Origin of the sequence: Paenarthrobacter sp. NPDC089988, assembly GCF_044748465.1 — a bacterium.
Lineage (GTDB): Bacteria > Actinomycetota > Actinomycetes > Actinomycetales > Micrococcaceae > Arthrobacter.
Genome location: NZ_JBIVGD010000011.1, coordinates 130,777 through 155,723, shown reverse-complemented (window position 1 = coordinate 155,723; position 24,947 = coordinate 130,777). Strand labels below are relative to the sequence as shown.

25 protein-coding genes and 2 pseudogenes are annotated in these 24,947 nt (G+C 64.0%); 17 read left to right on the top strand and 10 right to left on the bottom strand.

The annotated features are described in order from the left end of the window. The 7 genes from ACIPV6_RS14505 to ACIPV6_RS14475 form a co-directional block, all read right to left on the bottom strand. Positions 1-1,743, bottom strand: coding sequence for a dihydroxyacetone kinase family protein (locus ACIPV6_RS14505; protein WP_400271543.1), 1,743 nt, complete (start codon positions 1,741-1,743; stop codon positions 1-3). A 6-nt stretch (positions 1,744-1,749) separates the two neighbouring features. Next, on the bottom strand, positions 1,750-2,751 hold the full coding sequence (locus ACIPV6_RS14500; protein WP_400271542.1) for a sugar phosphate isomerase/epimerase family protein: 1,002 nt from the start codon (positions 2,749-2,751) through the stop codon (positions 1,750-1,752). Between the two features lie 392 nt (positions 2,752-3,143). Beyond that, positions 3,144-3,842, bottom strand: a complete 699-nt coding sequence (locus ACIPV6_RS14495) for a GntR family transcriptional regulator (RefSeq protein ID WP_400271541.1) — start codon at positions 3,840-3,842, stop codon at positions 3,144-3,146. Positions 3,843-4,069: 227 nt separating this feature from the next. Next, positions 4,070-5,140 carry an alkene reductase gene (locus tag ACIPV6_RS14490; RefSeq protein WP_400271540.1) on the bottom strand — a complete coding sequence of 357 codons (1,071 nt, stop codon included), beginning with the start codon at positions 5,138-5,140 and terminating at the stop codon, positions 4,070-4,072. A 170-nt stretch (positions 5,141-5,310) separates the two neighbouring features. After that, a complete protein-coding gene (locus tag ACIPV6_RS14485) occupies positions 5,311-5,925 on the bottom strand; it encodes an SIS domain-containing protein (RefSeq protein WP_400271539.1) in 615 nt (204 codons plus the stop codon). Between the two features lie 26 nt (positions 5,926-5,951). Then, on the bottom strand, positions 5,952-6,449 hold the full coding sequence (locus ACIPV6_RS14480; protein WP_400271538.1) for a hypothetical protein: 498 nt from the start codon (positions 6,447-6,449) through the stop codon (positions 5,952-5,954). Between the two features lie 160 nt (positions 6,450-6,609). Beyond that, entirely contained in the window at positions 6,610-6,813 is a 204-nt protein-coding gene (locus ACIPV6_RS14475; RefSeq protein WP_400271537.1) for a hypothetical protein, read from the bottom strand. Between the two features lie 131 nt (positions 6,814-6,944). Between ACIPV6_RS14475 and ACIPV6_RS14470 the strand changes: the two genes are divergently transcribed. The 5 genes from ACIPV6_RS14470 to ACIPV6_RS14450 all read left to right on the top strand — a co-directional run bounded on the left by ACIPV6_RS14470 (position 6,945) and on the right by ACIPV6_RS14450 (position 12,080). Next, a complete protein-coding gene (locus ACIPV6_RS14470) occupies positions 6,945-8,120 on the top strand; it encodes a zinc-dependent alcohol dehydrogenase (protein ID WP_400271536.1) in 1,176 nt (391 codons plus the stop codon). 101 nt (positions 8,121-8,221) lie between these two features. After that, positions 8,222-8,407 (top strand): CsbD family protein, encoded by a 186-nt coding sequence (locus tag ACIPV6_RS14465; RefSeq protein WP_400271535.1) that lies wholly within the window; start codon positions 8,222-8,224, stop codon positions 8,405-8,407. A 273-nt stretch (positions 8,408-8,680) separates the two neighbouring features. Beyond that, on the top strand, positions 8,681-9,052 hold the full coding sequence (locus ACIPV6_RS14460; protein ID WP_400271534.1) for a DUF6507 family protein: 372 nt from the start codon (positions 8,681-8,683) through the stop codon (positions 9,050-9,052). 2 nt (positions 9,053-9,054) lie between these two features. Beyond that, positions 9,055-11,430 carry a hypothetical protein gene (locus tag ACIPV6_RS14455; protein ID WP_400271533.1) on the top strand — a complete coding sequence of 792 codons (2,376 nt, stop codon included), beginning with the start codon at positions 9,055-9,057 and terminating at the stop codon, positions 11,428-11,430. A gap of 350 nt (positions 11,431-11,780) precedes the next feature. Continuing rightward, on the top strand, positions 11,781-12,080 hold the full coding sequence (locus ACIPV6_RS14450; RefSeq protein ID WP_400271532.1) for a hypothetical protein: 300 nt from the start codon (positions 11,781-11,783) through the stop codon (positions 12,078-12,080). A gap of 68 nt (positions 12,081-12,148) precedes the next feature. On the opposite strand, the pseudogene ACIPV6_RS14445 reads toward ACIPV6_RS14450, so the two are convergent. Further along, positions 12,149-12,343, bottom strand: a pseudogene (locus ACIPV6_RS14445) (hypothetical protein); the annotation flags it as partial. 146 nt (positions 12,344-12,489) lie between these two features. On the opposite strand from ACIPV6_RS14445, the gene bioB reads away from it, so the two are divergent. Further along, on the top strand, positions 12,490-13,515 hold the full coding sequence (bioB, locus tag ACIPV6_RS14440; RefSeq protein ID WP_400271531.1) for a biotin synthase BioB: 1,026 nt from the start codon (positions 12,490-12,492) through the stop codon (positions 13,513-13,515). 238 nt (positions 13,516-13,753) lie between these two features. Beyond that, positions 13,754-14,188, top strand: a complete 435-nt coding sequence (locus ACIPV6_RS14435; protein WP_400271530.1) for a very short patch repair endonuclease — start codon at positions 13,754-13,756, stop codon at positions 14,186-14,188. On the opposite strand, the gene ACIPV6_RS14430 is transcribed toward ACIPV6_RS14435, so the two are convergent. After that, positions 14,185-14,367, bottom strand: coding sequence for a hypothetical protein (locus ACIPV6_RS14430; RefSeq protein ID WP_400271529.1), 183 nt, complete (start codon positions 14,365-14,367; stop codon positions 14,185-14,187). The genes ACIPV6_RS14435 and ACIPV6_RS14430 overlap by 4 nt on opposite strands. A 181-nt stretch (positions 14,368-14,548) precedes the next feature. Between ACIPV6_RS14430 and ACIPV6_RS14425 the strand changes: the two genes are divergently transcribed. The 10 genes and pseudogenes from ACIPV6_RS14425 to fdxA all read left to right on the top strand — a co-directional run bounded on the left by ACIPV6_RS14425 (position 14,549) and on the right by fdxA (position 24,170). Beyond that, a complete protein-coding gene (locus ACIPV6_RS14425; RefSeq protein ID WP_400271528.1) occupies positions 14,549-14,929 on the top strand; it encodes an Hpt domain-containing protein in 381 nt (126 codons plus the stop codon). A 91-nt stretch (positions 14,930-15,020) separates the two neighbouring features. Then, a complete protein-coding gene (locus tag ACIPV6_RS14420; protein WP_387437916.1) occupies positions 15,021-15,620 on the top strand; it encodes a helix-turn-helix domain-containing protein in 600 nt (199 codons plus the stop codon). Positions 15,621-15,784: 164 nt separating this feature from the next. Further along, positions 15,785-17,114 (top strand): annotated as a pseudogene (locus tag ACIPV6_RS14415) (MFS transporter). 10 nt (positions 17,115-17,124) lie between these two features. Continuing rightward, entirely contained in the window at positions 17,125-18,489 is a 1,365-nt protein-coding gene (locus ACIPV6_RS14410; RefSeq protein ID WP_400271527.1) for an FAD-dependent oxidoreductase, read from the top strand. Between the two features lie 5 nt (positions 18,490-18,494). Then, the gene (locus ACIPV6_RS14405; RefSeq protein WP_400271573.1) at positions 18,495-19,736 is read left to right on the top strand and encodes a CaiB/BaiF CoA transferase family protein; all 1,242 of its coding nucleotides are present in this window, start codon (positions 18,495-18,497) and stop codon (positions 19,734-19,736) included. Then, entirely contained in the window at positions 19,733-20,539 is an 807-nt protein-coding gene (locus ACIPV6_RS14400) for an enoyl-CoA hydratase-related protein (RefSeq protein ID WP_400271526.1), read from the top strand. Before ACIPV6_RS14405 ends, ACIPV6_RS14400 begins: the two co-directional genes overlap by 4 nt. A gap of 50 nt (positions 20,540-20,589) precedes the next feature. Further along, positions 20,590-21,537: a dihydrodipicolinate synthase family protein gene (locus ACIPV6_RS14395; protein WP_400271525.1), complete on the top strand. Its 948-nt coding sequence runs from the start codon at positions 20,590-20,592 to the stop codon at positions 21,535-21,537. Next, complete coding sequence (locus ACIPV6_RS14390) at positions 21,537-22,349, top strand: SDR family oxidoreductase (RefSeq protein WP_400271524.1); 813 nt, start codon at positions 21,537-21,539, stop codon at positions 22,347-22,349. The genes ACIPV6_RS14395 and ACIPV6_RS14390 overlap by 1 nt, the downstream gene beginning before the upstream one ends. Before the next feature lie 24 nt (positions 22,350-22,373). Further along, entirely contained in the window at positions 22,374-23,861 is a 1,488-nt protein-coding gene (locus tag ACIPV6_RS14385; RefSeq protein WP_400271523.1) for an aldehyde dehydrogenase family protein, read from the top strand. Positions 23,862-23,867: 6 nt separating this feature from the next. Next, on the top strand, positions 23,868-24,170 hold the full coding sequence (gene fdxA / locus ACIPV6_RS14380; protein ID WP_400271522.1) for a ferredoxin: 303 nt from the start codon (positions 23,868-23,870) through the stop codon (positions 24,168-24,170). Here fdxA and ACIPV6_RS14375 read toward each other — a convergent pair. Beyond that, positions 24,167-24,907, bottom strand: a complete 741-nt coding sequence (locus ACIPV6_RS14375) for a response regulator transcription factor (protein WP_400271521.1) — start codon at positions 24,905-24,907, stop codon at positions 24,167-24,169. The genes fdxA and ACIPV6_RS14375 overlap by 4 nt on opposite strands. Positions 24,908-24,947: the final 40 nt, after the last annotated feature.

The window sequence follows — 24,947 nt, the reverse complement described above, 5'->3', positions numbered from 1 at the left end:
TCATGCTCCGTCTCCGGCCGGCACAGAGGCAGCGGCCAGTTGTGAATCGAGGAATTGCGAGATGCGTGCTGCGATCAGTCCGAACGAGACCGCTCCGGGGTCCGGATGGCCGAGGCTCTTTTCCGCCAAGGGACGTGCCCGGCCCTTCAACGGGCGCAGTTCAGCGGTTGCCGCGGCAGCGGACTCGGCTGCCGCAGCGGCCAGTGCCAGTGCCCGGTCCACGGGTGCTCCGCCGTCGAGCTCTGCCAGGAACGCATCCCGGAACGGCAGGAGGGCGTCCACCATGGTCTTGTCCCCGGCGTCTGCCTTGCCGAGTTCGGTGATGGCGTTGGCGAAAGCGGCCACGACGCCACGTGCGTCAACCGACCTGTACGAATCCCGGTTGCCGAGTGCCTGCCCTGCGGCAATGACAGCCGAGCCCCAGAGGGCGCCCGAGGTACCGCCGGCCTTTTCGCTCCAGGCCTCGCCGGCCGCGAGGAGGACGCAGGCTACCGAGGAACCGGAGGCAGCCTCGCTGGCTGCAGCGGCCGCCTCCACGCCACGGCGCATGCCGATCCCGTGGTCGCCGTCGCCGGCGATCGCGTCCAGCTTGCCGAGTGCCTCTTCATGCTCGACGACGACGTCCCTCACCTGGGCTATGACGGCGGTGGCCTGCCGCCCGAGTTCAGCCGCCGCAGGGGTGGGCTGCTCACTTTCGGCGGTTTCGGCGTCGTCCGTCAGCGCTGAGGTGCGGAGGGCGCGCGGCGCCATACTTCCCTTGCGGAAGGCGGGAGTGTCGGCAGGGGCCGACCAATACTGTTCCAGTTCCTCGTCCAGCCACAGGAGCGTCAGGGACAGGCCGGACATGTCCAGGCTGGTTACGAGCTCGCCGCATTCGGGCTCAACGATGGTGAGACCCGCGGCAGTCAGGAGCTTCTCGATCTTGCCGAAGAGCAGGAAAAGTTCGTCGTATTTCACCGTGCCCAGGCCGTTGACGATCGCAACCACCCGGTCCCCTGAGTCCTCGGGCTTGTCCGCGAGGAGCCTGGTCACCAGGAGTTCGGCAAGCTCGGAGGCCGTGGGCATGGGGTGCTCGGAGATCCCGGGTTCGCCGTGGATTCCTAGCCCGAGGGACATCTGCCCTGCGGGGACGTGGAACAACGGATCCTTGGCACCGGGCAGGGTGCAACCGTTGAAGGCCACGCCGAGCGAACGCGTGCGGTAGTTGGTCTTGATGGCCAAACGCTCGACGTTGTCAAGGTCCAGTCCCGCCTCGGCAGCGGCTCCTGCGATCTTGAAAACGGTGAGGTCACCGGCGATGCCCCGGCGCTTCCCGATTTCATCGATGGGTGCGCTGGCGATGTCATCCGTGACGAGGACGGTGCGGGTCTCGATGCCTTCGGCGTTGAGCCGCAGCTGGGCCTGTCCAAAGTGGAGGACGTCTCCGGCGTAGTTGCCGTAGCTGAGCAGCACACCGCCACCGGCATTTGCGGCCTTGGCCACCCGGTACACCTGGCCGGCAGCCGGGGAAGCAAACATGTTGCCGCAGGCCGAGCCTGCCGCGAGCCCCGGCCCAACCAGGCCGGCAAAGGCCGGGTAGTGTCCTGAACCGCCACCGATCACGAGCGATACCTGTCCTGCGGGAACCTCGGTGGAGCGGACCACGCCGCCGTCAACGCGGGCCACGTAATTCCGGTTTGCGGCGACGAAGCCGTCCAACGCCTCGTCGGCGAAATCCGCGGGGTTGTCAAAGATCTGCGTCATGGTTTCCTAGACCCCGGCGAACTGGGTGGACGCGGGCTGGCGACCTTGGGCAACCTTGCTCTGGCCCAGTGCGTAGCCGTCCTTCTTGGGCAGGACGTGGCGGCGCAGGTAGTCCTGGTTGCTCGCGGTGACGCTGAGACCGTCTCCCCCGTAGTGCTCTACACAGAGGATGCCTTGGAACCCAACGGAAAGGGCGTATTTGAAGGCCTCGCGGTAGTTGATCAGGCCGCTCTCCATCGGCGCGGGCATGGCGATGTAGCTGTCGCGGGCTACATCCTCGTCGCGCATGTAGTTCTTCATGTGCCAGTAGTTGGAGTACGGCAGGGTCTTGTGGACCAGTTCGCGCCAGTCCTCGATGGGGCGGTGCAAGCGGATCAGGTTGCCAAGGTCCGGGTTGAGGCCAACGTTGTCCAGTCCGATGTCCTGCACCAGCTGGACGGAGGAATCGCCGGTGCCGAGGAAGGTGTCCTCGTACATCTCCAGGGAGACCAGGATGCCTGCCTCAGCGGCATGCTGTCCGAGTTCGCGGATGCGGGACACTGCATTGTTCCAGGCTTCCTTGTCACCGAACGGGTCCTTGTAACCCTCCACGGTCCAGAACCACAGCTGCTTCTGCTGTTCGGGGGTGATGGCCTGGTGCAGGCCGAAGGAGACAACTTCGCAGCCGAGTTCCGCCGCGGCGTCAATGGTGCGGTGGCTGTAGGCCAGGTTCTCGGCCCAGTCCTGCTGGTGGATGACGCTGCGGCGAATGGCGGAGATGACGGGAACGCCGATGCCAACCTCATCGGCCGTCTGCTTGAACTCGGCGAGTCGCTCCTTGCTGAGGTCGCCGGGACGGATCCAGCTATCGGTGAGGTCTGCGTTGGCGAAACCTGCATCCTTCACTTCCTTGAATACCTCGGCCCACACGGAAGCATCGGCGTCATTGACCTGCAAGCCCGAGGCGTCAGTGCCCGGGAACTGCAGGAGAGCCGCGGTGATGGGCCAGTTTTCGGCGGTATACGCCATGTGTGATCACTCCTTCGTGGAATCCTGTTTCCTATAGGATTTACGAATCAGGCAAAGCTGTCAACCCCTTGCTGGAAACTTCCTAGATCCTATATGTCTTACATATAGTTGTGAAGGGGATCACGGGAGGGCTAACAGGCGGGGCGCACCACTTGCCGCCAGTCGCACCCGTAATCACAGGCGCACCAGGCGCGAACGGGTGCGCCGGCTCCGCACAATGGGTGCGTAAAGCGCAAACGGGTGCGCCGCAAGGGCTAAGGGGCCGGGCGCACCACTTGCCGCCAATCGCACCCGTAATCACAGGCGCGCTAGGCGCGAACGGGTGCGCTACCCATGCAAAACTGGTGCGGACGGCGCGAACGGCCGCGCCACACGTGTTCTTCCGGCGCGGGTCAGCCCTTGGGAGCGTCGGCGATGGCCCGACCGCGGACCTGCTCAACGTGGTGAACCATTGCCTGGGCAGCTTGCTCTGGATCGCCGCCCAGCATGGCATCGAGGACGGCCTGATGTTCTGCGATGGCCTGCTCGGCGTCCGTGATGCCCACTCCCCCGAACAGACGGAAGCGTTGAATCTGCCCACCCAGGGTGTTGTAGGCGGCGAGAAGGAACTGGTTGTTGGCCTGAGCCGCGATGAGTTGGTGGAAGCGCTCGTCGGCTTCGAGGTAGCTCCGGTACTCCGCGAACGTGCCACCCCGAGGCGCCGTCTTCAAATCCTCCACGGCCTGCTTCAGCGCATCCAGCCCTTCCGGCGTCATCCTTGTACACGCCAACCGCGCATTGACGGGCTCGATCGACAGCCGGGCCTCCATCAGCTCAGCAAAATCCTCGCGGGTAAAAACCGGCGCCACGCGGTAACCCTTGAGCGCCACGCGCCTGACCATGCCGGTGTGCTCCAACCTGGCCAGCGCCTCGCGCACCGGAGTGGGCGAGACCTCAAGTTCCCGGGCCATTCCGTCGATGCTCACGGCCGCGCCGGGCTCCAGCCGACCGTCCATGAGCCACTCAAGTAGGGCTTCATAAACATGGTCGGCAAGGACTTGGCGGCTTACGGGAAAGCCGGTACGGACGGAGCTCGGGGAAGCTTCAGGCATGCCCAAATCCTATAGGAACGCCCTGCCTAACCCTCCAACTTCCCAACAAGCGCCCTCCTTTTCGGCGTCACATTCCGCCCCCGCTCCCCCAACTGCGTCGCAGATCAAGTCGTTCCCAGGGCTGGGAACGGCCTGATCTGCGATCCAGTTGGGTTCGCACCGGTTAACGTGCGACGCCGGCACTCGGGTAAGTGCCGGCGTCGAGGTCCTGCTGGGGTGCTTCGCGCTTAGTTGGCGTAGAACGGGTAGTCCGTGTAGCCCTCTGCGCCGTCCGCGTAGAACGTGGCTGCGTTCGGTTGGTTGACCGGAAGGCCTTCGCGCCAGCGGCGGGCGAGGTCAGGATTGGCGATGGCGGGACGGCCAACAACCACGCCATCGGCAAGACCGTCCGCAACCAAGGCGATCGCCTCATCGCGCGTGGTGATTTCAGTGAAGCCGGTGTTCACCAGGAACGTGCCGTTGAATCGCTCGCGGAGGTCCTGCACCAAGGACCCCTTGGGATCATGGTGAAGGATGCTGAGGTACGCGAGGTTCAGCGGAGCGATGGTGTCCACCAGGACCTCGTACGTGGCGCGCACGTCTGCTGCGTCCACCTCCGCGATGCCCTGCACGTTGTGTTCCGGAGAAATCCGGATGCCGACGCGGTTGGCTCCCAGGGCTTCCACCACTGCGTTGACGGTTTCGATGACGAACCTTGCACGGTTTTCCGGCGAGCCACCGTAGCTGTCAGTGCGGACGTTCGAGTTGGGAGCAAGGAACTCGTGGAGCAGGTAGCCGTTGGCGGAGTGCAGTTCCACGCCGTCGAACCCTGCCTCGATGGCGTTGCGGGAAGCTGTGACGATTTCCTGGATCACGGCAGGGAGCTCGTCGGTACGGAGTTCGCGCGGAACCGGGTACGGCTGCTTGCCCTTCGGAGTGCGGAGTTCACCTTCGATGGCAACGGCGCTGGGTCCGACGATCTCGTGTCCACCGGTGATGTCAGCGTGCGAAACGCGGCCACCGTGCATCACCTGGGCGAAGATCCTGCCACCGTCGGCGTGGACGGCGTCCGTGACCTTCTTCCAGCCGGCGATCTGCTCAGCGGTGACCAACCCGGGCTGCCCCGTGTACGACTGGCCGGCCGGGGTCGGGTAGGTTCCTTCGCTGACAATCAGCCCAAGGGACGCACGCTGGCGGTAGTGCTCCACAATGAGGTCGTTGGGCACGCCTTCGAGCCCGGCGCGGAGACGGGTCAGGGGCGCCATGACCAAGCGGTTGGGAAGTTCAAGCTCACCGAGTGCCAGGGGAGAAAACAGCATGCGCAGTTCCTTTCAGAATGAATCAGGTTCACTCTGGGCAACTGTGCGGCGTCTGCAACTATTCCAGATGAGGCGCAGATCACAACCCACGCTCGGCCATGGCCGGACGTTCCAAGAGTGCACTGATCTCACCGAAATATTTGTCCCAATACCGACGACAGATGTCTTCCTTATTTTGTTAGCTCCCGCATCGATTCGTCGAAGCACTCGCAGAGGGTCAGCACCGCGACAAGGTGTGCTTCTTCGGCGTGGGGTGGGTCGGTGTTGATCCAGATAGCCTCGCTCACGGACTGGGACAGCTCCCTGGACTCCTTTCCGGTCAAGGCCCAGACCTTGGCACCGGCAGACTTGGCGGCAGCAGCGGCTTCGCGGAGATCATCGGCAATTCCACGGGAGGCAAACAGGACCACGATGTCTCCACGACGAACCTGCTTGGCAATCTGCCCGGCGATGCTGCCTCCTTCTTGGTCAGATTGGGCCGAAATGGTGGTGAAAGACTTTCCGTCGCCGCCATTGCGGGCGTCGTGGTACGCGAGTTCAGCGGTGAAGCGGTCGGCTTCATGTGACGAACCTTCGCTGCCCGCCGCGATGATCCTGCCGCCGCGAAGCTTCACTCGGGCCAGCTCTTCGCCCCACTCAGCGAGCCTCGACGATTCACGCCGCAGCGCTGCCACCGCCGGACCGATTTCCCCCAAGTGGCCAAGAACCACGTCCACTGAGTGCCTTTTGGGCTTGATCTCCGTTGCGCGCATGTCCTGACCTGTTCGCCGTACCACGATGCTCACTTCCTGCCTCCGTCTCTTTCTGGAAACTATGCGTTCCAGTCGCCGTCGCGTAAAGCCCTTTCGGGCGGCGAATCATCCTGGGTAGCAGCGGTCCTGGCCGTACGGTCCCGCGTCAGGCGCTTGCCGTCGTCTTCGGTGTTGCGAACGCCGTCCCCATTGTCGGTACGATCGCGATTCGAGTCGCCGGAACGCGTGTTGACGTCAGGGTCGATCTTGTCTGCATGGCGCAAGTGTTCCTCTACGCGCCCGCTGGCTTCCTTTGCCTGGGCTGAGCGGCGTTCGGCTTCGCGACGCAGCCGGTTGGCTTCCGCTTCGGCCTGGACGGCGGCTGCCTCGGCCTGTGCAGACTTTGCTTTAGCTTGGTGTGCGCCAACGGCTTCCTGGTCGGCCTTTTCGCGCAAGTCTGCTGCCCGATGTCGGTTGGCTTCGGTCTTTCGCCGCCGTCCAACCACCACTGCGATGATCACGGCGGCTATGACGACGACGGCCACCACGATGATCAGAACCAAAAGCCCGGTATCCATGCGGATTGCCTCCTTGGTAAGCGGCTTTCTGGGGCGCCGCTCCTGGCCCACGTACCTTCCACCAATCTTATCATCAGGCTACTTACTAATACCTGGGCGCAGGCCGACGCCGACATCCCGCCCAAGGTGGGTGCCGCCGTCGTGAATCAGCTGCCGTAAATCAGCTGCCGGTCGCCTCGGGATGCTCCCGCGCACGCTTCTCTTCCGGCGTTTCGCCGGAGTCATCGGGGATAAAGGTGGGATCGACTTCGGTCGTAAAGCCGCCCTTGCCTGGTGTACTTTCCTGGGGTTCGACGTCGGCAGGAACCGCCGGTTCCGAAACCTCGCCGGGCTCTTTTTGCTGTTCGTTCGGTTCGTCGCTCATGGGCCCAATGTAGGGCCGGCACTGGAAGCTGTCGAGGAGTCCGGGTCCTTGTGCCGGGCAACGGACTCTGATTCGCTGGGAGGGTCTCCTGCAGCGCGGGACGCCTCCAGGCAAGAGCAGGGAGATCGACAATGAAAGCAGTGACATGGCAGGGACGACGCTCTGTGGGCGTCGTTGACGTACCGGATCCGATCATCCAGGAACCCACGGATGTGATCGTTCGGATTACCTCAACAGCGATTTGCGGCTCGGACCTGCACCTCTACGAGGTCCTCGGGCCTTTCATGCACAAGGGCGACGTCATAGGGCACGAGCCCATGGGCATTGTGGAAGAAGTGGGATCCGAAGTCCACAGGCTGAAGAAGGGCGACCGCGTGGTCGTCCCGTTCAATATCTCCTGCGGCCGCTGCTACATGTGCAACCAGGGCCTGCAGTCGCAGTGTGAAACCACCCAGGTCAAGGAAAAGCATTCCGGTGCGGCACTCTTTGGCTACTCCGAGCTGTATGGTTCCGTTCCCGGCGGACAGGCACAGTACCTCCGGGTTCCGTTCGGCGACTACGGCCCCGTCAAAGTGGACTCCGACCTGCCCGACGAGCGGTACCTGTTCCTTTCAGACATCCTGCCCACCGCTTGGCAGGCGGTCGAGTACGCCAACGTCCCCGACGGCGGTACGCTGGCCGTGCTGGGGTTGGGACCTGTTGGACAGTTCGCTGCCAGGATAGGCAAACACAAAGGCTTCCGGGTCATTGGCGTGGACCCGGTCCCTGAACGTCGGGCGATGGCCGAAGAACATGGCGTGGAGACGATGGACTACAGCCCTGACATCTCGGAAATGATCCGGGACACGACGCTCGGCCGAGGACCTGATTCCGTCGTGGACGCAGTGGGCATGGAAGCGCACGGCTCCCCTGTGGCGTCGTTCCTCCATAAAGCCGTTTCGCTGCTTCCGGACAAGCCGGCGCAAGTTGCCATGGAGACCATCAGCGTGGACCGGCTGGCCGCCTTGCATACCGCCGTCGATCTGGTCCGCCGCGGCGGGACCATCTCCCTCAGCGGCGTGTACGGCGGGCAGGCGGACCCCATGCCGATGATGACGATGTTCGACAAGCAAATACAACTCCGCATGGGGCAGTGCAATGTGCGCCGCTGGACTGACCAGCTGCTCCCCTTGGTTGAGGACGACGCCGATCCGCTGGGAGTCATGCACTTGGTCACCCACACCGGTGGTCTGGAGGAGGCCCCGGAGCTCTACGAGAAGTTCCAGAGGAAAGAGGACGGCTGCATCAAGGTGGTCCTCAAGCCCTGATGCCAACGCTCGGGAAGACCGCAGCGGGTACTCAGCAAACTTACAGAATTGCTAGGTAATCTAGCGATTGTCAGCGTTCGACTATCCGGAAGGGGGCCCGCATGGGACTCGGAGACAAGATCAGCAACAAGGCCCAGGAAGTCACCGGCAAGGCAAAGGAAGCCCTGGGTGACGCTACCAACAACGAGGAACTGCAGGCTGAGGGTGTTGCCGACCAGGCCGCCGCGAAGGCCAAGCAGGCCGGCGAAAACGTCAAGGACGCCGCGAAGGACGCCTTCGACAAGTAACCTGCATCAGCGAAAAGGACGCTTTGGCTCACCGGCCAAGGCGTCCTTTTTCGTGCGCGCAACCAGGAAGTCCACCACCTAGATGATTTTTTCTTCCACCTAATTTTTGGATATCAGCACCTAATTTCCCCCGTTTCGGTCTAGGGAGGCCATATTTTGCCACCTAGACCGATTTTCGTGTGCTCACAATGACCCCGGCCGTGTGACCAATTCCGGTCTGCGCCACCCATCTGGTTCTTGGTGGGTGAACTTCGAGGCTGTTGGGGGCCCTTGATGGGTGTTTGGGATATCGACTTGGCTGCTGCAACCACTACGCTCACTGCCACTGCGTCACAGATTGAGACGACGCAGCCGTCAGTTGCCGGGATGGGTAAGGCACTGCAGAAAGCATCAGAGGCAATCCCACCGGAGGCGGCGGCGGTCCTGAATGCACTCAATGACGTGGTGGAACTCAAGCTCACGCCTGCTGCCACCGAGGTGGCCAGCCGGTCAGAGACCATCATCACCTCCACGGCGAAGGCCCTGGCCTTCTACCGGCAAGGTGACCTGGACATGGCCGCCATTGCCCAGCGCAGCGCCGCCCAGGTGGAGGCTCCCGACCCGTCACCAGTCCATGGCGGCCCCGCCCTGCCCCTGCGGGGTTAGAGATGAGTGCCTTCCCTGAGACATCGTCCGGATTGAATCCTTCGGGTGGTTTTGCCTTGCCCGACGTTGACGACCTGGATGCCGGAGCACGTTCGTTGCGGCAGCACGCTGATGATTTCCTGACGGATTTCTGCACCACCACCGCACTGTGGCGGCAGCTCTCCACCTCGTACAAGACCGACGAGTCGGCGAGCGTACTGGTGGCCTTTGATCATCTGACCCCCACCGCGCAGCGCGTCCAAAGCACAGCGACGGCCTCGGCAACGGCGCTTGAGACGTTCTCCACCACCTGCCGGGACTTGAAGCTTCGTTTGGCGGCGTACAGCCGGGCTGTACACACCTTGGATGCGGACATCTCGGTCTATCCCACCAGCGTTGAGGTCACCCACCGGCTCAAGGATGACGAGATCACCATCACCGAGCACCGGACATGGAACGGCGACGCCGACCTCAGCGACAGGCGCGCCCGGCTCGCCGCTGATATCAAGGCAATCCATGAGGAATACCTGTCAGCGCAAAATACCTGCGCCGCGTCCCTGGCGGAGGTCTCCGGCGGCACGGTCTACACCGCCAGGGAACTGCCACGGGTCGATCTGCGGTCGGGCAGCGTGGTGGATGAGATTCTGTACGACGCCGGTACCACACTTGGCGTGGACCACCCTGAGCCGGAACCGCCGTGGGGCCGGGCGACGGTGCCTTACCGGCCACACGACGCCCTGGGGTTCATTCAGGGCTTTGGCGCAGGCGCGATTGAGCTGGTGGACGGCGTGTGGTCATTCGTGGGGACCGGAAACGACACCAAATTCGAGCTGGCTTGGGGCGGGGTCGGCGCCCTGGCCAGTGCTGCTCTAACTGTTAATTGGGCCAAAGTAAACGAGGGCTTCCGGAAGGAGCACGCCGAGGAGGTGGCCCAGGCCGAGGAACTGCTCGGATCCCTCGGACCCGCCCTGATCCACACCAACGAGCACGCCACCAATCCGAACTGGGCCGCAGGCCAAAACATGTTCACGGTGGCCAGTGCTTTCGTGGGCTACGGCGCCGGGGCAGCCATCAAATCAGGGACGGTCTTCAGCAAAGCGGGGGCAGTCGCCGGACGGATGTCCATAGCCGCCATGGAGAGTGCCAAGTACGAGGCGTTCGCCGCCAGGCTCGCCGCGAGCTCCCATATCCTTCTCACCGCCGGGGACTTCCTTGCCAAGCCGGGCTCCCTGGCGTTGAAAGTTTCGGACATCCTCGCCCCCGCCACCACCGCGAAGGTCCAAGCCGCGTTGACCAAAGCCAGCGTCGGTGCCTGGAAGTTTGCTGGAGCTGTTCCGACAGCGGCAGGCGAACTTGTCACCGGCGCCAAGCATGCCACAGCCGAGGCCCTCACCAAGCTCGCCGACGGAGTACGGGCCGCAGACGCAGTCCTGCCCAAGGCCGCTTTTCCCGACGCCCACGGTACCCTCACCCACACCCACACCGGTCTCGCCGACGGGCTCGAGGCCAAAGCCGCAAAGATCCGGGAGGACAACCCGACCGCTTTCACGCCGTCCCACCGCGCAGAACCGGACACCCCGCGGTCGTCATTTGCCTCGACGATGGAGACCAGGTTCCCCAAACCCGGGCACGTGACCGACACTGTGACGCTGCGGCACGGCGATCCCAGCTTCCCGATCCACCGCAAGGAAAACTTCGCCGCCCGAACCAACCTCAAGCCCAACACCGAGTACATCGTCGAGAACCGGCGCGTCATGAAAGGCAGCGACGGAAACGTCGATGTGCCCTCCCTTGAGAAGTACTACACCGACGAAACCGGGCACGTCACTCGCGTGGACACTTACGCAGGTGTAAGGGGTGCGTGGTCGCCGGAGCTGAACAAACCCACGCCCAACGTGACCTACAACGTCATAGCCGAAGTGGACGGCGGCCTGCGGAACACGTTCACCCTCGTCATGGACCAGTACGCCCACCTCGCCTCCGCCAAGGGCCACGTAGTCTCCACCCTCGTAGGGAATTCGAACCGGAACGGCTACCAACAATGGAAGGCCGGCAGACTCGGCGGACCCGGCTACGACGGCGGCCACGCCAGCCCATCCGCCCTGGGTTTCATCGGGGAGAAAGCCGGTCTCTTCCCGCAGCATCAGTGGCAGAACCGCGGAGCGGGCTTACCCAATGATGAACAAAATTTCCACGACGTCGAGATGAAAGTGATCAATAATGTTAAAACTAAATTGACTGCCGGAGATCCAGTGGATCTCACATGGGAAATGGAACTAGTGGGCGGAGACACGGCAGGCGTCCCGGCCTCAACCCGGCTAACCTATGCCTTTGGGGCAGATGAACGGATCTCCCGCGTCTTCAACAATTTGCCAGCAGATGATCAGGACTTCCAGTGACTACTTTTTCCGATGCCACAGATCAGCTTGTTAGTGACGGGCTCGAGGCACTGAGAGTCGAGGCGTTCGGCCCCAAGGGTTTCGCGGCAGGAGACCTTGCGGTGTTCCGGCGGCTCTTGTTCCGAGGACGTGACACATTCGGATGGGGAAGGATCACAACTACCGAGGGTTCACGATCATACGGGTTCGAGGGCAACCGGTTTTCTCACGAGGCCCTGGAAGTATGGCTCACCGAAGTTAGAAATCGGTCTTACGTTCGTGGAGCGGGTGTCTGGACCACAGCCGAGGTTCAGGTGTTTCCCACTGCCCCGGGACGTTTGGAAGTCTTTGACGAAGAGCACCTTCAAAAAATGAGTGATGGGCACTGGTATCCAGGCGGCGAACCGGCCGTCGCCAAGCACTGGGCCCAACACCTGCTTTACTATCCCCGAACCGTCGACAACATCCCGCCCTGGATGTGGGACATCTTCCGCGCCGAAGGCATCACCCCGCCCGTCTACAACCCCCAGTTCCACTCGGTCGACTGGAAGAACCGACGCCGCCCGGTCACGGAGCGCGGAACCGACCTGACAGCGGAACCCACCATCATCGACCCCTCGAAAGAACCCGGCCGCTTCGCGAAGTTCACCAAAAAGCTCTTCAGCCGCTAACTCAAAAACAGCAGGGCGCGCTGTGATGCCCCAACGCGCTCCGCCGCATCTTGGCCGGGTGCGGACAGTTACCGCTCCGAAGCCGGCAGCACCAATGCCCCTGACTTGTCCGTGGACAAGGTGAGGGAGGAGATGTACTGGGGTTCGCCGTCGGGCCCGTCCTGGGCCGACCGCAGCATGTCCGGGCGGCGCTCGAACTCAAGGCCGGTGACGTGGCACAGGAGTTTGGCGTCGCTGGGGTTGCCGTCAGCGTTGAACATGGGAAACCAGCCACAGGCATGCTTCACGGCTGTAACTTCTGCACCAGCCGTACCATCCACGCAGGAGCCTCAACGTTCCAAAATCGCAGCAACCGCTTTGTACGCACCCCACAAAATCGCTGCTCCGTGGCGTGGGTACCGTCTTGTTCATGACCACGGAAGCGCCCCACGAAACCACCGGATACGCCATTCTTGACCTCGCAAGGGAGCAGGTCATGGAACGCGGCGAAGGCCTCACCGAAGCCCAGCTTGTAGAGATCCTCCAACTCCCGGACAAAGCGATTCCTGCCGCGCTGCAACTGGCACACGAGGTCCGGCTCAGGCATTGCGGCGAGGACGTAGAGGTGGAGGGCATCATCTCCATCAAGACCGGCGGCTGCCCCGAAGACTGCCACTTCTGCAGCCAGTCCGGCCTGTTCGACTCCCCCGTCCGCGGCGTCTGGCTGGATATCCCGGAATTGGTCAAGGCTGCGAAAGAGACCGCTGCGACTGGAGCCACCGAGTTCTGCATCGTGGCCGCCGTCCGCGGTCCGGACATCAAGCTCATGAACCAGATCAAGTTCGCCATCGACCGCATCAACGAGGAAGTGGACATCAACATCGCCTGCTCGCTGGGCATGCTCACCCAGCGCCAGGTGGACCAGCTCAAGGAGTGGGGCGTGCATCGCTACAACCACAACCTCGAAACGGCCCGGAGCTACTTCCCGCAGGTGGTGACCACGCACAGCTATGAAGAACGCCTGGAAACCTGCGCCATGGTCAAGGCTGCCGGGATGGAGCTGTGCTGCGGTGCCCTGATCGGTATGGGCGAGACGCTCCACCAAAGAGCCGAACTCGCAGCCCAGCTCGCCGCACTCGAGCCGCATGAGGTCCCTCTGAACTTCCTCAATCCCCGCCCCGGAACCCCACTGGAAAACCAGGGAATCATGGACGGCAAGGACGCCCTGCGCGCCATCGCGGCATTCCGGCTCGCGATGCCCCGGACCGTGCTGCGCTACGCCGGCGGGCGGGAACTGACCCTCGGCGACCTTGGCACCAAGGAGGGCCTGCTGGGTGGGATCAATGCCGTGATCGTCGGGAACTACCTCACCACCCTGGGCCGCCCCGCCACCGCGGACCTCAACCTTCTGGTGGAGCTCAACATGCCCATCAAGGAACTCCAGAAGTCGCTGTGACCACGGAAGCCCGCTACTGCGGACACTGCCGCGGCGACGCCCCACGCGAGACGGGCACCCAAGGCGGGAGTCCGACGTCGGGCGCCCACCACAGCTGCCAACAGCAGTTGGCGATGGAACCGCCCAGGTACTGCGCCCGGTGCAGGCGCCGCATGAAGGTCCAGGTCACTCCGCTGGGTTGGACTGCCGAATGTTCCCGTCACGGAAGCCTCCAGGCGTAGGCGCGTAGGCTGGCCCCATGGGCCCAAGCCGTGACCTGCTGACGCCCGAACAGCGCAGCCGCAACATGTCCAGGATCCGGGGCAAGGACACCCAACCGGAACTGCTGGTCCGCAGCCTCCTGCATGCCAAGGGGTACCGTTACCGGCTCCACGGACGGGCCGGCGCGGGCAAGCTGCCGGGCCGTCCGGACCTGGTATTCGCAGGGCGCCGCAAGGTTATTTTCGTGAATGGGTGCTTTTGGCACTTCCACGACTGCAAAGTGGGCCTCCATGCGCCTGCGGCCAACGCCGAGTTCTGGGAAGCCAAGCGCAGCCGAACACGGGAACGCGACTCCGCACAACGGGAGCAGTTGCATGCCGCCGGCTGGGCAGTCCTGACGGTGTGGGAATGCGAACTCAAGGACCGCTCAGTGCTCGAAGAGAGGCTGACGGAATTCCTTGAGAAGGGCTAGGGGGCCGAGGACGCGGAGCCGCTCTGATCCGTTTGGGCGTGGGATGACTGTTCCCACAATGCGTAGGCCGAGGTTCCACCAATCCCCAGCAACACGGCCATGCAAAAGACGATGATGACCATGAGGCCCGCTGGGGGCCGAACACCGCCGTCCATGCTGTTTGCGTTCCAAAATTTCATGCCCGGATTCCCCCTGCTCCGCGATCACTCAACTGGTCAGTATTACTTTCAGGCAGTCCTCTCAAGACTTCCTCTGGGTCCGCTCAAGATTGGATCAAGCTTTGATTTTGCGGCACTTGCGCCGTTCGGGCGGTCCTACTGTTGAATCGTAAATCCATTGTCTGGAGGCGGGAGGAGTTTGGTGTCCGAGTTCGACGAATGTACAGACTCGCTGGTGGACCACACCGTCCTCACCGAACTCCAGGCAGAGTTGGGCGGGGACCACGCCATTGTGAGTTCTTTTGTCCGGAACTACGTGGCGATGTTGCCCTGGAGGGTGGCCCGACTCCACCACGCCCTGGACAATCTGGACTTGGAAGACGCCATGGATGCGGTGCTGAGCCTGAAGACGTCCAGCGAGATGGTGGGAGCCATCTGCCTGCGAAGGCTGGCCACGGAACTCGAAATCAACTTGAAGCTGCTGCCCAACGGCGAGCATCTGGTACAACTGAACCCCTTGGTGGACGAGATCGATGCCTTCGTCTTCGGCACGATCTGCCAGCTGGAATCACCACTTTCCTAAAAAAATTCACGTTAGTGAAGAGAAAATCGTTGACTGGCTAAAAATCTTCACTATAGTTGTGTGAGTTAGCTCACCAACGAAGGATGCGGCAATGACCACCGAGACTCCTGCTCCACCGGCCACCAGCGAATTGCTGGCGACTGTAGGGAACAAGGTGCGCACCATGCGCAAGGCAAAGGGCATGACCCTCGCCCAACTCTCGGACATCACCGGCCTCAGCCAAGCAATCGTCAGCCAGATCGAACGCGGCATGGCGAACCCGTCCTTCACCACCCTGGCCCAACTGGCACATGGACTGGACATCCCCGTAGGGAGGTTCTTCATTGGCCAGGACGAATCCCGGTCCCCCGTGGTCCGCAGGTCCGAACGGCGTAACTTGAAAAACGTCACCCGGGAATCGGTGGGCGAGGCAGTCCATGAACTGCTCACCCCCAACCGGGACGGAAGCATCGAAGCGCAATGGATCAGCACGCCCCCAGGGCATGACACCAGCGCAACCCCTTTTACCCATAGCGGTGAAGAGTTCTGCTACATCATCTCCGGCCGTAAGGACGTCTATTTGGACGGCGTCTGCTACAGCCTTGAAGAGGGCGACTCGATCACCTACTCCTCCGAAATCCCCCACTGGTACAAGAACAGCTACGAAGAGGTATGCGTAGCCATCTGGGTCAACGCACCACACGCGTGGTAAAGCCGTCGCTCCCGAGCGGCCCGAGCGTTTTCCCTTAACTGTCCGGACACGATCCCGTGGCCGCTGACACTCCTTGCCACTTTCGCATCAGGCGCCTCCTTCAACGGGCGTTCCTGCGTCATACCCTTTTACGCCCTCCCGGGCGTGAGCGTAAGGAAACCTCCATGCTCGACATCCAAACGGACAACGCCGTCCCCTCACCAAAACCCAGTACAACTGCCCCCGTCAAGAAGGCCAAGTTCTCCCCCGAAGTCCGCAAAGGCCTCCTGGGCCTGGGCCTCGGCAACGCCTTGGAATGGTACGACTGGATGGTCTTCGGCCTCCTGTCCGCCTTCATCGGACCCAACTTCTTCCCGAACACCGATCCCCTGTCCGCAACATTGAACGCTTTGGCCGTGTTCGCGGTCGGATTCGCGTTCCGGCCGCTCGGCGGCATCCTGCTGGGAACCCTGGCGGACCGCATTGGCCGGCGCCGGGTGATGCTCCTGTCCATCATGCTCATGGCCGGAACAACGCTGGTCATCGCCATCACCCCGAGCTACGCCACCATCGGCGCCTGGGCCGGCATCATCCTGTTGGCCTGCCGCGTCCTGCAGGGCATCTCCACCGGCATCGAGGCTCCACTCTCCACCTCCCACGCCGTGGAACTGGCACCCGAAGGCCGCGAAGGCTACGTGGCCGGCATCATGTCCTTCTACGTCAACATCGGCATCCTCATGGCCTCCCTGGTCAGCTTCCTTTGCAGCCTCGTGATCGGCGGCGCTGCCATGGGCGAATGGGGGATGGCGCGTCCCGTTCATCATCGGCGCACTCTTCGGCTTCGTGGTCCTCTACCTGCGGCGCTCCCTCCCGGAGACCCTCAAGGCCGAGGAAATGGCCACCAACACTCCCCGTGCCGTCTGGAAGGGCGTGGGCAAGCACTGGCTCTCCGTCCTGGCCATCATCTTCGTGGTGGGCGCCGCACAGGCCTACAACTACGCCTGGAACGTCGGCCTTCCCAGCGCAGCACGCAGCGGATTCAAGGAAGACCCCACCGCGGTGTTCGCCCTCACCACCATCCTGGGCGCCATCCTCGTCGTCGGATCCTGGGTGATCGGCAAGCTCGCCGACGGCAAGGCCATGTCCAAGTGGTTCCTGGTGACCCGCGTCCTGGCCATTCCCTCAGTGTTCCTCATGCTGCTCTACGTCCAACCGGGCATCGGCGGGTTCGCAGCAGTCCTCCTGGGCGGCTCGATTGTCCTGGTGCTCAACATGACCCTCTACAACGTGGTCAGCTCCTCCCTGATGCCCAAGAACATCCGCGGCACAGGCGTCGCCCTTGGTTACGGCATCGGCGTGGCAGTCTTCGGCGGCACCGCTTCCTACCTTCTGGTTTGGTTCCAGTCCCTGAACCTCACCTGGATCTTCCCGGTCTACGTGGCCGTCCTGTCCATCCTCAGCATCGTTTTCTACCTCGTCGCACGCCGCACCAACGGCATTTTCGTCGGCAAGTAAGGACCTCACCATGAACTCCCTCGAACTCAGCACCACGACGGCGGATCTCACCGCCCCGGTCATCTCCCGTTCCGATGTACTCGTCGTCGGCGGCGGCCCCGCAGGTGTGGCAGCAGCAGTCACCGCGGCCCGCTCCGGCGCCAAGGTCACCCTCTTGGAGCGCTACTCCTCCCTTGGCGGGCTCGCTTCCGGCGGCATGGTACTGGTGCTGGACGACATGATCAACGGTCAGGAAATCACCGTCACCGGCATCGTTTCCGAATACGTTGAGCGCCTCCAGAAGCTCGGCCTGGCGATCGTCCCGCCTGCGGATGACCGCAAGACCTCCGAGGAACTCTGGAACAAGTGGGGCCGCTACGGCACTTTCGACTTCCACTCCCACACCAACCCGAAGCCCATCTGCTACGCGGCAGCCTTCGATCCCGACGGCTGGAAGCGCGTCTCCAACGACCTCGTCCGCGAAGCCGGCGTGGACCTTCGCCTGCACTCCTGGTTCTCCCGCCCGATCGTGGACAACGGCGTGATCAAGGGCGTCATCTGCGAAACGAAGTCCGGACCGCAGGCCTTTACGGCCGACGTCGTCATCGACACCACCGGCGACATCGACGTCGCTTCCCGTGCCGGCGCCAGCTACGCCAAGGACAACTACCTCACCACGCTGGTCTTCCGGCTGGGCAATGTGGACACCAACGCGGCAGAAGCCTTCGAACAGGCCAACCCCAAGGAAGCCCGCGCCATCAACCGCAAGATCAAGCGGATCCTCGGCGGCGCTTGGGAACTGTGGTGGCTCAAGACCCCCATCGAAGGCGTGGTGTGGTGCAACGCCCCGCACATGACCGGCTTCGACGGCGTGGACCCGGCCGACATGACCGCCGCCGAATTCGCCGCCCGGGACAGGATCTCCGAGGCCGTGGACTACGTCCGCGCCAACCTGCCCGGCTTCGAGAACTGCTACATGCTTGACGTCGCCTCCCAGATGGGCGTCCGCCAGACCCGGCTCCTGCAGGGCGAATACGTCATGACCAAGGACGACGTTACCCAGCGCCGCCACTTCGAAGACACCGTGGCCCGCGGCCGCGACTACTACTACCCGTACCGCTCCCTCCTGCCCAAGGAAGTGGACCAGCTCTTGGTCGCCGGGCGCCACTACTCCGCCTCCCCTGAAGCACAGAAGATGTCCCGCGAGATCCCGCCCTGCATGGCCATGGGCCAGGCCGTGGGCGTCGCAGCAGCCCTCGCCGTCGAAAACAACATCCTGGTCCGCGATGTCGCGGCAGCGGACATCCAGCTGGGTATGCGCCGGCACGGTGCCGACCCTGGTGACGTCCCGTCGTCGAACGCCACCATCGACTCCGACGCAGTGGTGCCGGCATGAGCCTCATGACTGCAGAAAAGACTGAAAGCACGACGGCGGCCCGCACCGCAGCGGCCCCGGCACCCGTGCCGCTCCCGTTGGACGGCATCAAGATCGTGGACTTCACGCAGGTGTTCATGGGACCGTCGGCCACCCAGCTCCTGGGCGACTACGGCGCCGACATCATCAAGGTGGAACGCCCCGTCGCCGGTGACATCTCGCGCAACTCCTTCCCGGACCAGGACGGCCAGGACAACCCCATCTTCCTGTCCATCAACCGGAACAAGCGCAGCGTCTCCGTGGACACCCGCACCGTCGAAGGCCGCGAAGTGCTGCACCGGCTCATGGCCGACGCGGACGTGGTGGTCAGCAACTTCCGTTCAGGTGTCATGGAGCGGATGGGCTTCGGCTACGAGGACCTAAAAGCCAAGAACCCGGGCATCATCTGGGCTTCGGGCACCGGCTTCGGCCCCGAAGGTCCCTACTCGCACAAGGGCGGACAGGACGCGATTGCCCAGGCCTACTCGGGCGTGATGTGGCGGCGCGAGTCCGAGGACACCAAGCCCGCCATCTACCCCACCACCCTGTGCGACTACATCACGGGCATGCACCTCATGCAGGGCATCCTGCTGGCCCTGCGCACGCGCGAAGCCACCGGTGTGGGACAAAAGGTGGAAGTGACCATGTACGACTCCATGCTGCACCTGCAAATGCAGGAAGCGTGCATGCAGCTCAACCGCGGCTATGAGGTCAACTGGGGAGCCATGCCGCTGAGCGGCGTCTTTGAAACCACCGATGGTGCCGTGTGCATGGTGGGCGGGTTCACCCCCGATCCACTGGCCCGCATCTCCGAGGCCCTGGAACTCGACGAAGACCTCACCGAGCGGCCAGGCTTCGCCACGCTGGAGCAGCAGTTCAAGAACAAGCCCGCGCTGCAGGCAATCTTCCGCGAGCAGTTCGCCACCAACAGCACCGAATACTGGACTGCAAAGCTTGAGGACCAGGGACTGCTCAACGCTCCGGTCCACACTTTGGAGCAGGCTCTTGCCGATGCCCAGACCGAGGCCAACGGCATGATCGTCGAGGCCGAACACCCCTCGGTGGGAACCGTACGGATGCTCAACGCACCCATCCGGCTCTCGGCAACTCCCCCGTCCATCCGCCGCGCTGCACCCCGCTTGGGCGAGCACAACGTGGAGGTCCTGTTGGAGAACGGCTTCGACGCAGCGACAATCGAGCGGCTCCGGCAGTTGGGGGTCCTGCGATGAGCGTGGCTGTTGACGCACCCGTGGACACCGTCACCCTGGCCATCAACGACGGCGTCGCGACAGTAACCATCGACCGGCAGCACGTCCTCAACGCCGTGGACGGGACCACCCACGCCAGGCTCAACGAGATCTGGGACCGGCTGGAGGCAGATCCCTCCGTGCGGGCCGTGGTGGTGACCGGCGCCGGTACGCGGGCCTTCTGTGTTGGTGCTGACATGTCGGCCGACGCCGTGGATAAAACCGGCCTTGAATACTGGGCCGGCCTGGACCCCAACGGCTTCGGCGGAATGAGCCTCCGCACCACCCTGGACGTCCCCGTCATTGCCCGCGTCAACGGCTACGCCCTGGGCGGCGGCATGGAAATCGTCCTCGGCGCGGACATCGTGGTGGCTGCCTCCAGCGCGAAGTTCGGCTTGACGGAGCCGCGCGTCGGGCGGTTGGCGCTCGACGGCGGTATCCACCAATTGGTCAGGCGGGTCCCGTACACGCAGGCCATGGGGATGTTGTTGACCGGCCGCAAAGCCGACGCCGCCGAGATGCAGTCCATGGGCCTGGTCAACGAGGTAGTCCCCGCTGAAGAACTCGACCAGGCCGTGCAGCGCTGGGTGGAACAGATCGTCGCCTGTGCACCCACGTCGGTCCGTGCAGTGAAGCAGATGGTGACCCGGACCTCCCATCTCACCGCCCCGGAGGCCCGCGGACTCCGGTTGCCGGCCCTCATGGCAGCCCTGGACAGCGAAGATTCCGCTGAAGGGGTCAGGGCGTTCCAGGAGAAGCGTCCGCCGGTGTGGCCTGGACGCTAGACCGTCCCTCCACCTCCCCCACCCCCGTCCCGCACTGAAAGGAACCAACCATGCCGCAGTCCCCTGCGCCCAAAAACAGCCTCCGGACCAGTCTTCCCGGCGGGGTTTGGGGCGTCGTCGCCACGCCCTTCCAGGGCAGCACCCTCGACGTGGACCTGGACAGCCTGGCCGAACTCGTGGAGCACTACCAGGCTATCGGGGCCACCGGGCTAACCGTGCTCGGGGTCTTCGGCGAAGCAGCAGCGCTGACCCCGGAGGAACGCCGCCACGTCCTGGAAACCGTCGTCGAAAGCACCACTCTTCCTTTGGTGGTCGGCGTGACCGCGCTCGCCACCAGGCCCGCCATCGAGGAAGTCCTCGCCGCCCAGGACGCCGCCAGCAACCGCCTCGCGGCCGTCATGGTCCAGGCCAACTCGGCACGCCCCGAAACCGTCATTGCCCACCTGGACGCCATCCACCGGGCCACAGGCGCCCAGGTTGTCCTGCAGGATTATCCGCTGGCCAGCGGGGTCAGCATCTCCGCCACGGCGTTGGCCGCGGTGGTCAACGCCTGCAGCTACGTCATCGCCGTCAAAGCCGAGGCCCCGCCTACGAGTGTTGCGATCGCTGAGCTAAGTGCCGCCGTCGAGGTTTCCATCTTTGGTGGGCTCGGCGGGCAAGGACTCCTGGACGAACTCGTGTCCGGTGCCGCAGGTGCCATGACCGGGTTCTCCTACCCCGAGGCACTCGTCGCGTGCGTCCGGGCGTGGCAAACGGACGGCTACGAGGCAGCACAGCGCGAATTGCTGCCCTATCTGCCGTTGATCAACTTTGAACAGCAAGCCAAGGTGGCGCTGGCCATGCGCAAGGAATGCTTCCGCGAGCGCGGACTCATCAAGGACTCCGGCGTCCGCGCACCATCGGCCGCCTTCCCGGAAGTGCTTCGCTCCTCCATGCGTATGCATCTGGAGGAAGCCGCTGCCGCGCTGGACTCCCGGGCAACTGTGGGGAGCATCTGATGGACCTCGGAATCGCAGGAAAGACCGCGCTGGTTGCAGCGTCCACGGGAGGCCTCGGCCTGGCCGTGGCCCGCGCACTCGCCTCCGAGGGGGTCCGGGTGGCAGTGGTTGGACGCAGGCGGGACCGGGCCAAGGAGATCGTTGCCGAACTCCAGGCCGCCTACGGCACGGGGGTCCTGGGCAGTGCAGGCTTCGACGCCGTTGCCGTCGAGGCGGATCTGGCCACGGATGAGGGCATCGAGTCAGCGGTGGACCAGACCGTAGCGAACCTTGGGCCGATCGACATCCTGGTGCTCAACGGCCCCGGTCCCAAGCCCGGCGCGGCTGCCACCCTCAGTTCCGAGGAGATGGCCGCGGCCTTCGATCTTCTGGTCAAACCGCACCACGCCCTGGTCTCGCGGGTCCTGCCCGGGATGCGGGAGCGCCGCTGGGGCCGCATCCTCGCGATTGGTTCCAGTGGAGTGACCGCTCCCCTTCCTAACCTCGCGGTCTCCAACACGGGACGGGCCGCCTTGGCCGGCTACCTCAAAACCCTTGCAGCAGAAGTGGCTTTGGACGAGGTCACGGTCAATCTGCTCCTGCCAGGCCGGATCGCAACGGACCGCGTCACCCAACTGGACCAGGCCGCCGCGAAGCGTCGCGCCACCACGCTGGAGGACATCCAACTCGAGTCCCGGAAAACCATCCCGGCCCGCCGTTATGGAGAACCCGCCGAGTTCGGTGCCGCAGCCGCCTTCCTGTGCAGCGCACCGGCGTCGTACATCACCGGCGTGGCACTCCGGTGCGACGGCGGCCTGATCCGCAGCCTCTGAACCCACACACTTTAAGGACTTGCCATGACTTCAACAGCGTTCGAAACCACCCTGACGGCTGAGGCAACCACCACTGCCCAGCACCTCATCAACGGCCAATGGCTCGGCGAAGCCACCACGGAACGGATGAACCCGGCACGGCCGGGCGAACTCGCGGCCCTCTCCCCGAGCGGCACGGCCGAGGACGTGGACGCCGCCATCACCGCCGCAACCGCCGCACAGCCCGCGTGGGCGGCACTGCCCGCGCCCTCCCGCGGCGCCATCCTCATCGCCGCCGGCAACCTGCTCATCGAGCGGCAGGCCGCCATCGCCGAGGACCTGGTCCGGGAAGAGGGCAAGACCCTCGCCGAGGCCAAAGGCGAGGTGAAGCGCGCTTCGGACGTGTTGCGCTTCTTCGGCTCCCTGGGCTGGGCCGCCACCGGCGAAGTGCTTCCGAGCGGACTTCCGGACACCACCATCACCACCCGCCGCGAAGCATTGGGAGTAGTTGGCCTGATTACTCCATGGAACTTCCCCATCGCCATCCCGGCATGGAAGACCGCCCCTGCCATGATCAGCGGCAACACCGTGGTGATCAAGCCCGCTGAGCTCACCCCGTTGTCCGCAACGCACCTGGCCCGGGCGCTCCAGGACGCCGGGCTCCCGGATGGTGTGTTCAACGTGGTCCACGGCAAGGGCCGCGTGGTGGGCGATGCCCTGGCCCGTGATCCCCGCATCGCCGGACTCTCCTTCACTGGCTCCACCAACGTGGGCCTCGCGCTGCAGGAAATCCTCAACGCCCGTCGAGCCCGCGTGCAGCTGGAGATGGGTGGCAAGAACGGCGTCCTGGTGCTGGACGACGCCGATCCCCGCAAGGCGGCCCAGGTGGTCGCCGCCGGTGCGTTCGGACTCACGGGCCAGGCCTGCACGGCAACCTCGCGGGTGTACGTGACCCCCGGGATCCGGGAGGCGTTCCTTGAAGAGCTCGTCAGGGAGGCCGCGGCGTACACCGCCGGCGACGGGCTCGGCAAAGCTGATTCGGGCGGTGCCCGGATGGGTGCCGTGGTGAGCCGGCAGCAGTTCGAGCAGGACCAGGCAGCGGTGCGTACCGCCGTCGAACGCGGCGCGACGCTCCTGCACGGACAGTACGACGGCGACGCCTCCGGCGCGTTGTTCTTCCCGGCGGCGATCCTCACCGACCTTCCGTTCGACGATGCCGCGGTGACCGAGGAAATCTTTGGCCCTGTAGTCGCCGTGCTGGAAGTCCCCGATTACGAGGCCGGGTTGGCAGCCATCAACGACTCCCGCTACGGACTGACCGCAGGTATCTGCACCGATTCCCTGGCGTTGGCCACGGACTTCGCTGCCCGCGCACAAGCCGGTGTGGTCAAGGTCAACCGTCCCACGGCCGGCCTGGACCTCAACGTGCCGTTCGGCGGCGTCAAGGACTCCTCCACCAACACGTTCCGCGAACAAGGCCGGTCCGCCCTGGAGTTCTTCACGTGGGGCAAGACCGTCTACACGGGCGTGTAGCAAAACATGAGCTATGTGATCGCGCAGCCCTGCGTGGATGTGAAAGACAAGGCCTGCATCAACGAGTGCCCTGTGGATTGCATCTACGAGGGCGCGCGTTCCCTCTACATCCATCCGTCCGAATGCGTGGATTGCGGTGCGTGCGACCCCGTCTGCCCGGTCGAAGCCATTTACTTCTCCGAGGATGTCCCGGACGAGTGGGCCGACTACGTGAGGGCCAACGCGGAGTTCTTCGACGACGGTCCGGGTTTAAGCCGGCCGGACGCGGACCACCCCGTGATCTCCGCGGAACCCCTCCCGCTACCCTAGTTCGTCGAGGCAGGCGCCAGACGGTAGCCCACGCCGCGGACTGTTTCCAGCCAGCGGGGGCTCTGAATGCTGTCGCCCAACTTCTTGCGCAGGTTGCCCATGTGTACTTCCACGGCGCGCTCGTCCGCGTCACTGACGTAGGAGCCGACGTCGTAAGGCTCGTTCCGCAGGCGCCGGGCGAGGTCCGCCTTGGTCCGCACGATCCGCCCGGTTTCCAGCAGGGCAACCAGGAGGTCGAATTCCGTACGGGTCAGCTTCAACTCCGTGCCGTTCAAGACGGCGGTACGGGAACCCGCGGAAACGGCCAGTCCGTTGTGGGTCACCTCGGGATCCGCCTCTTCCGCAGCGGCCTTGGAGTCCGACGACGACCGTGGCCTGCGCATCATGGCCTCCACCCGGGCGCGCAGCTCGCGGGGCCGGAACGGCTTGGTGAGGTAATCGTCGCCACCGGCCTCGAGCCCCATGAGGGTATCAAGCTCCTCGGCGCGGGCCGTCAGCATGATGATGTACGCATCGGAGGTTTTCCGGATCTGCCGGGCAACCTCGAACCCATCGATGTCCGGGAGGCCCAGGTCAAGGGTAATAACGTCGGGGTTTAGTTCCCGGGCAGAGGAGACACCGGCCGATCCCGTGGAGGCAACGTGGACATCAAACCCGGCCTGCGAAAGAACCACACGTACCAATTCGCGTATATCCTGGTCGTCCTCAATAACCAGCCCCACACGTACTTCACTCATCGTTGCCCCTCAGCCCCCTTAGATAACCCTTCGAAGTATA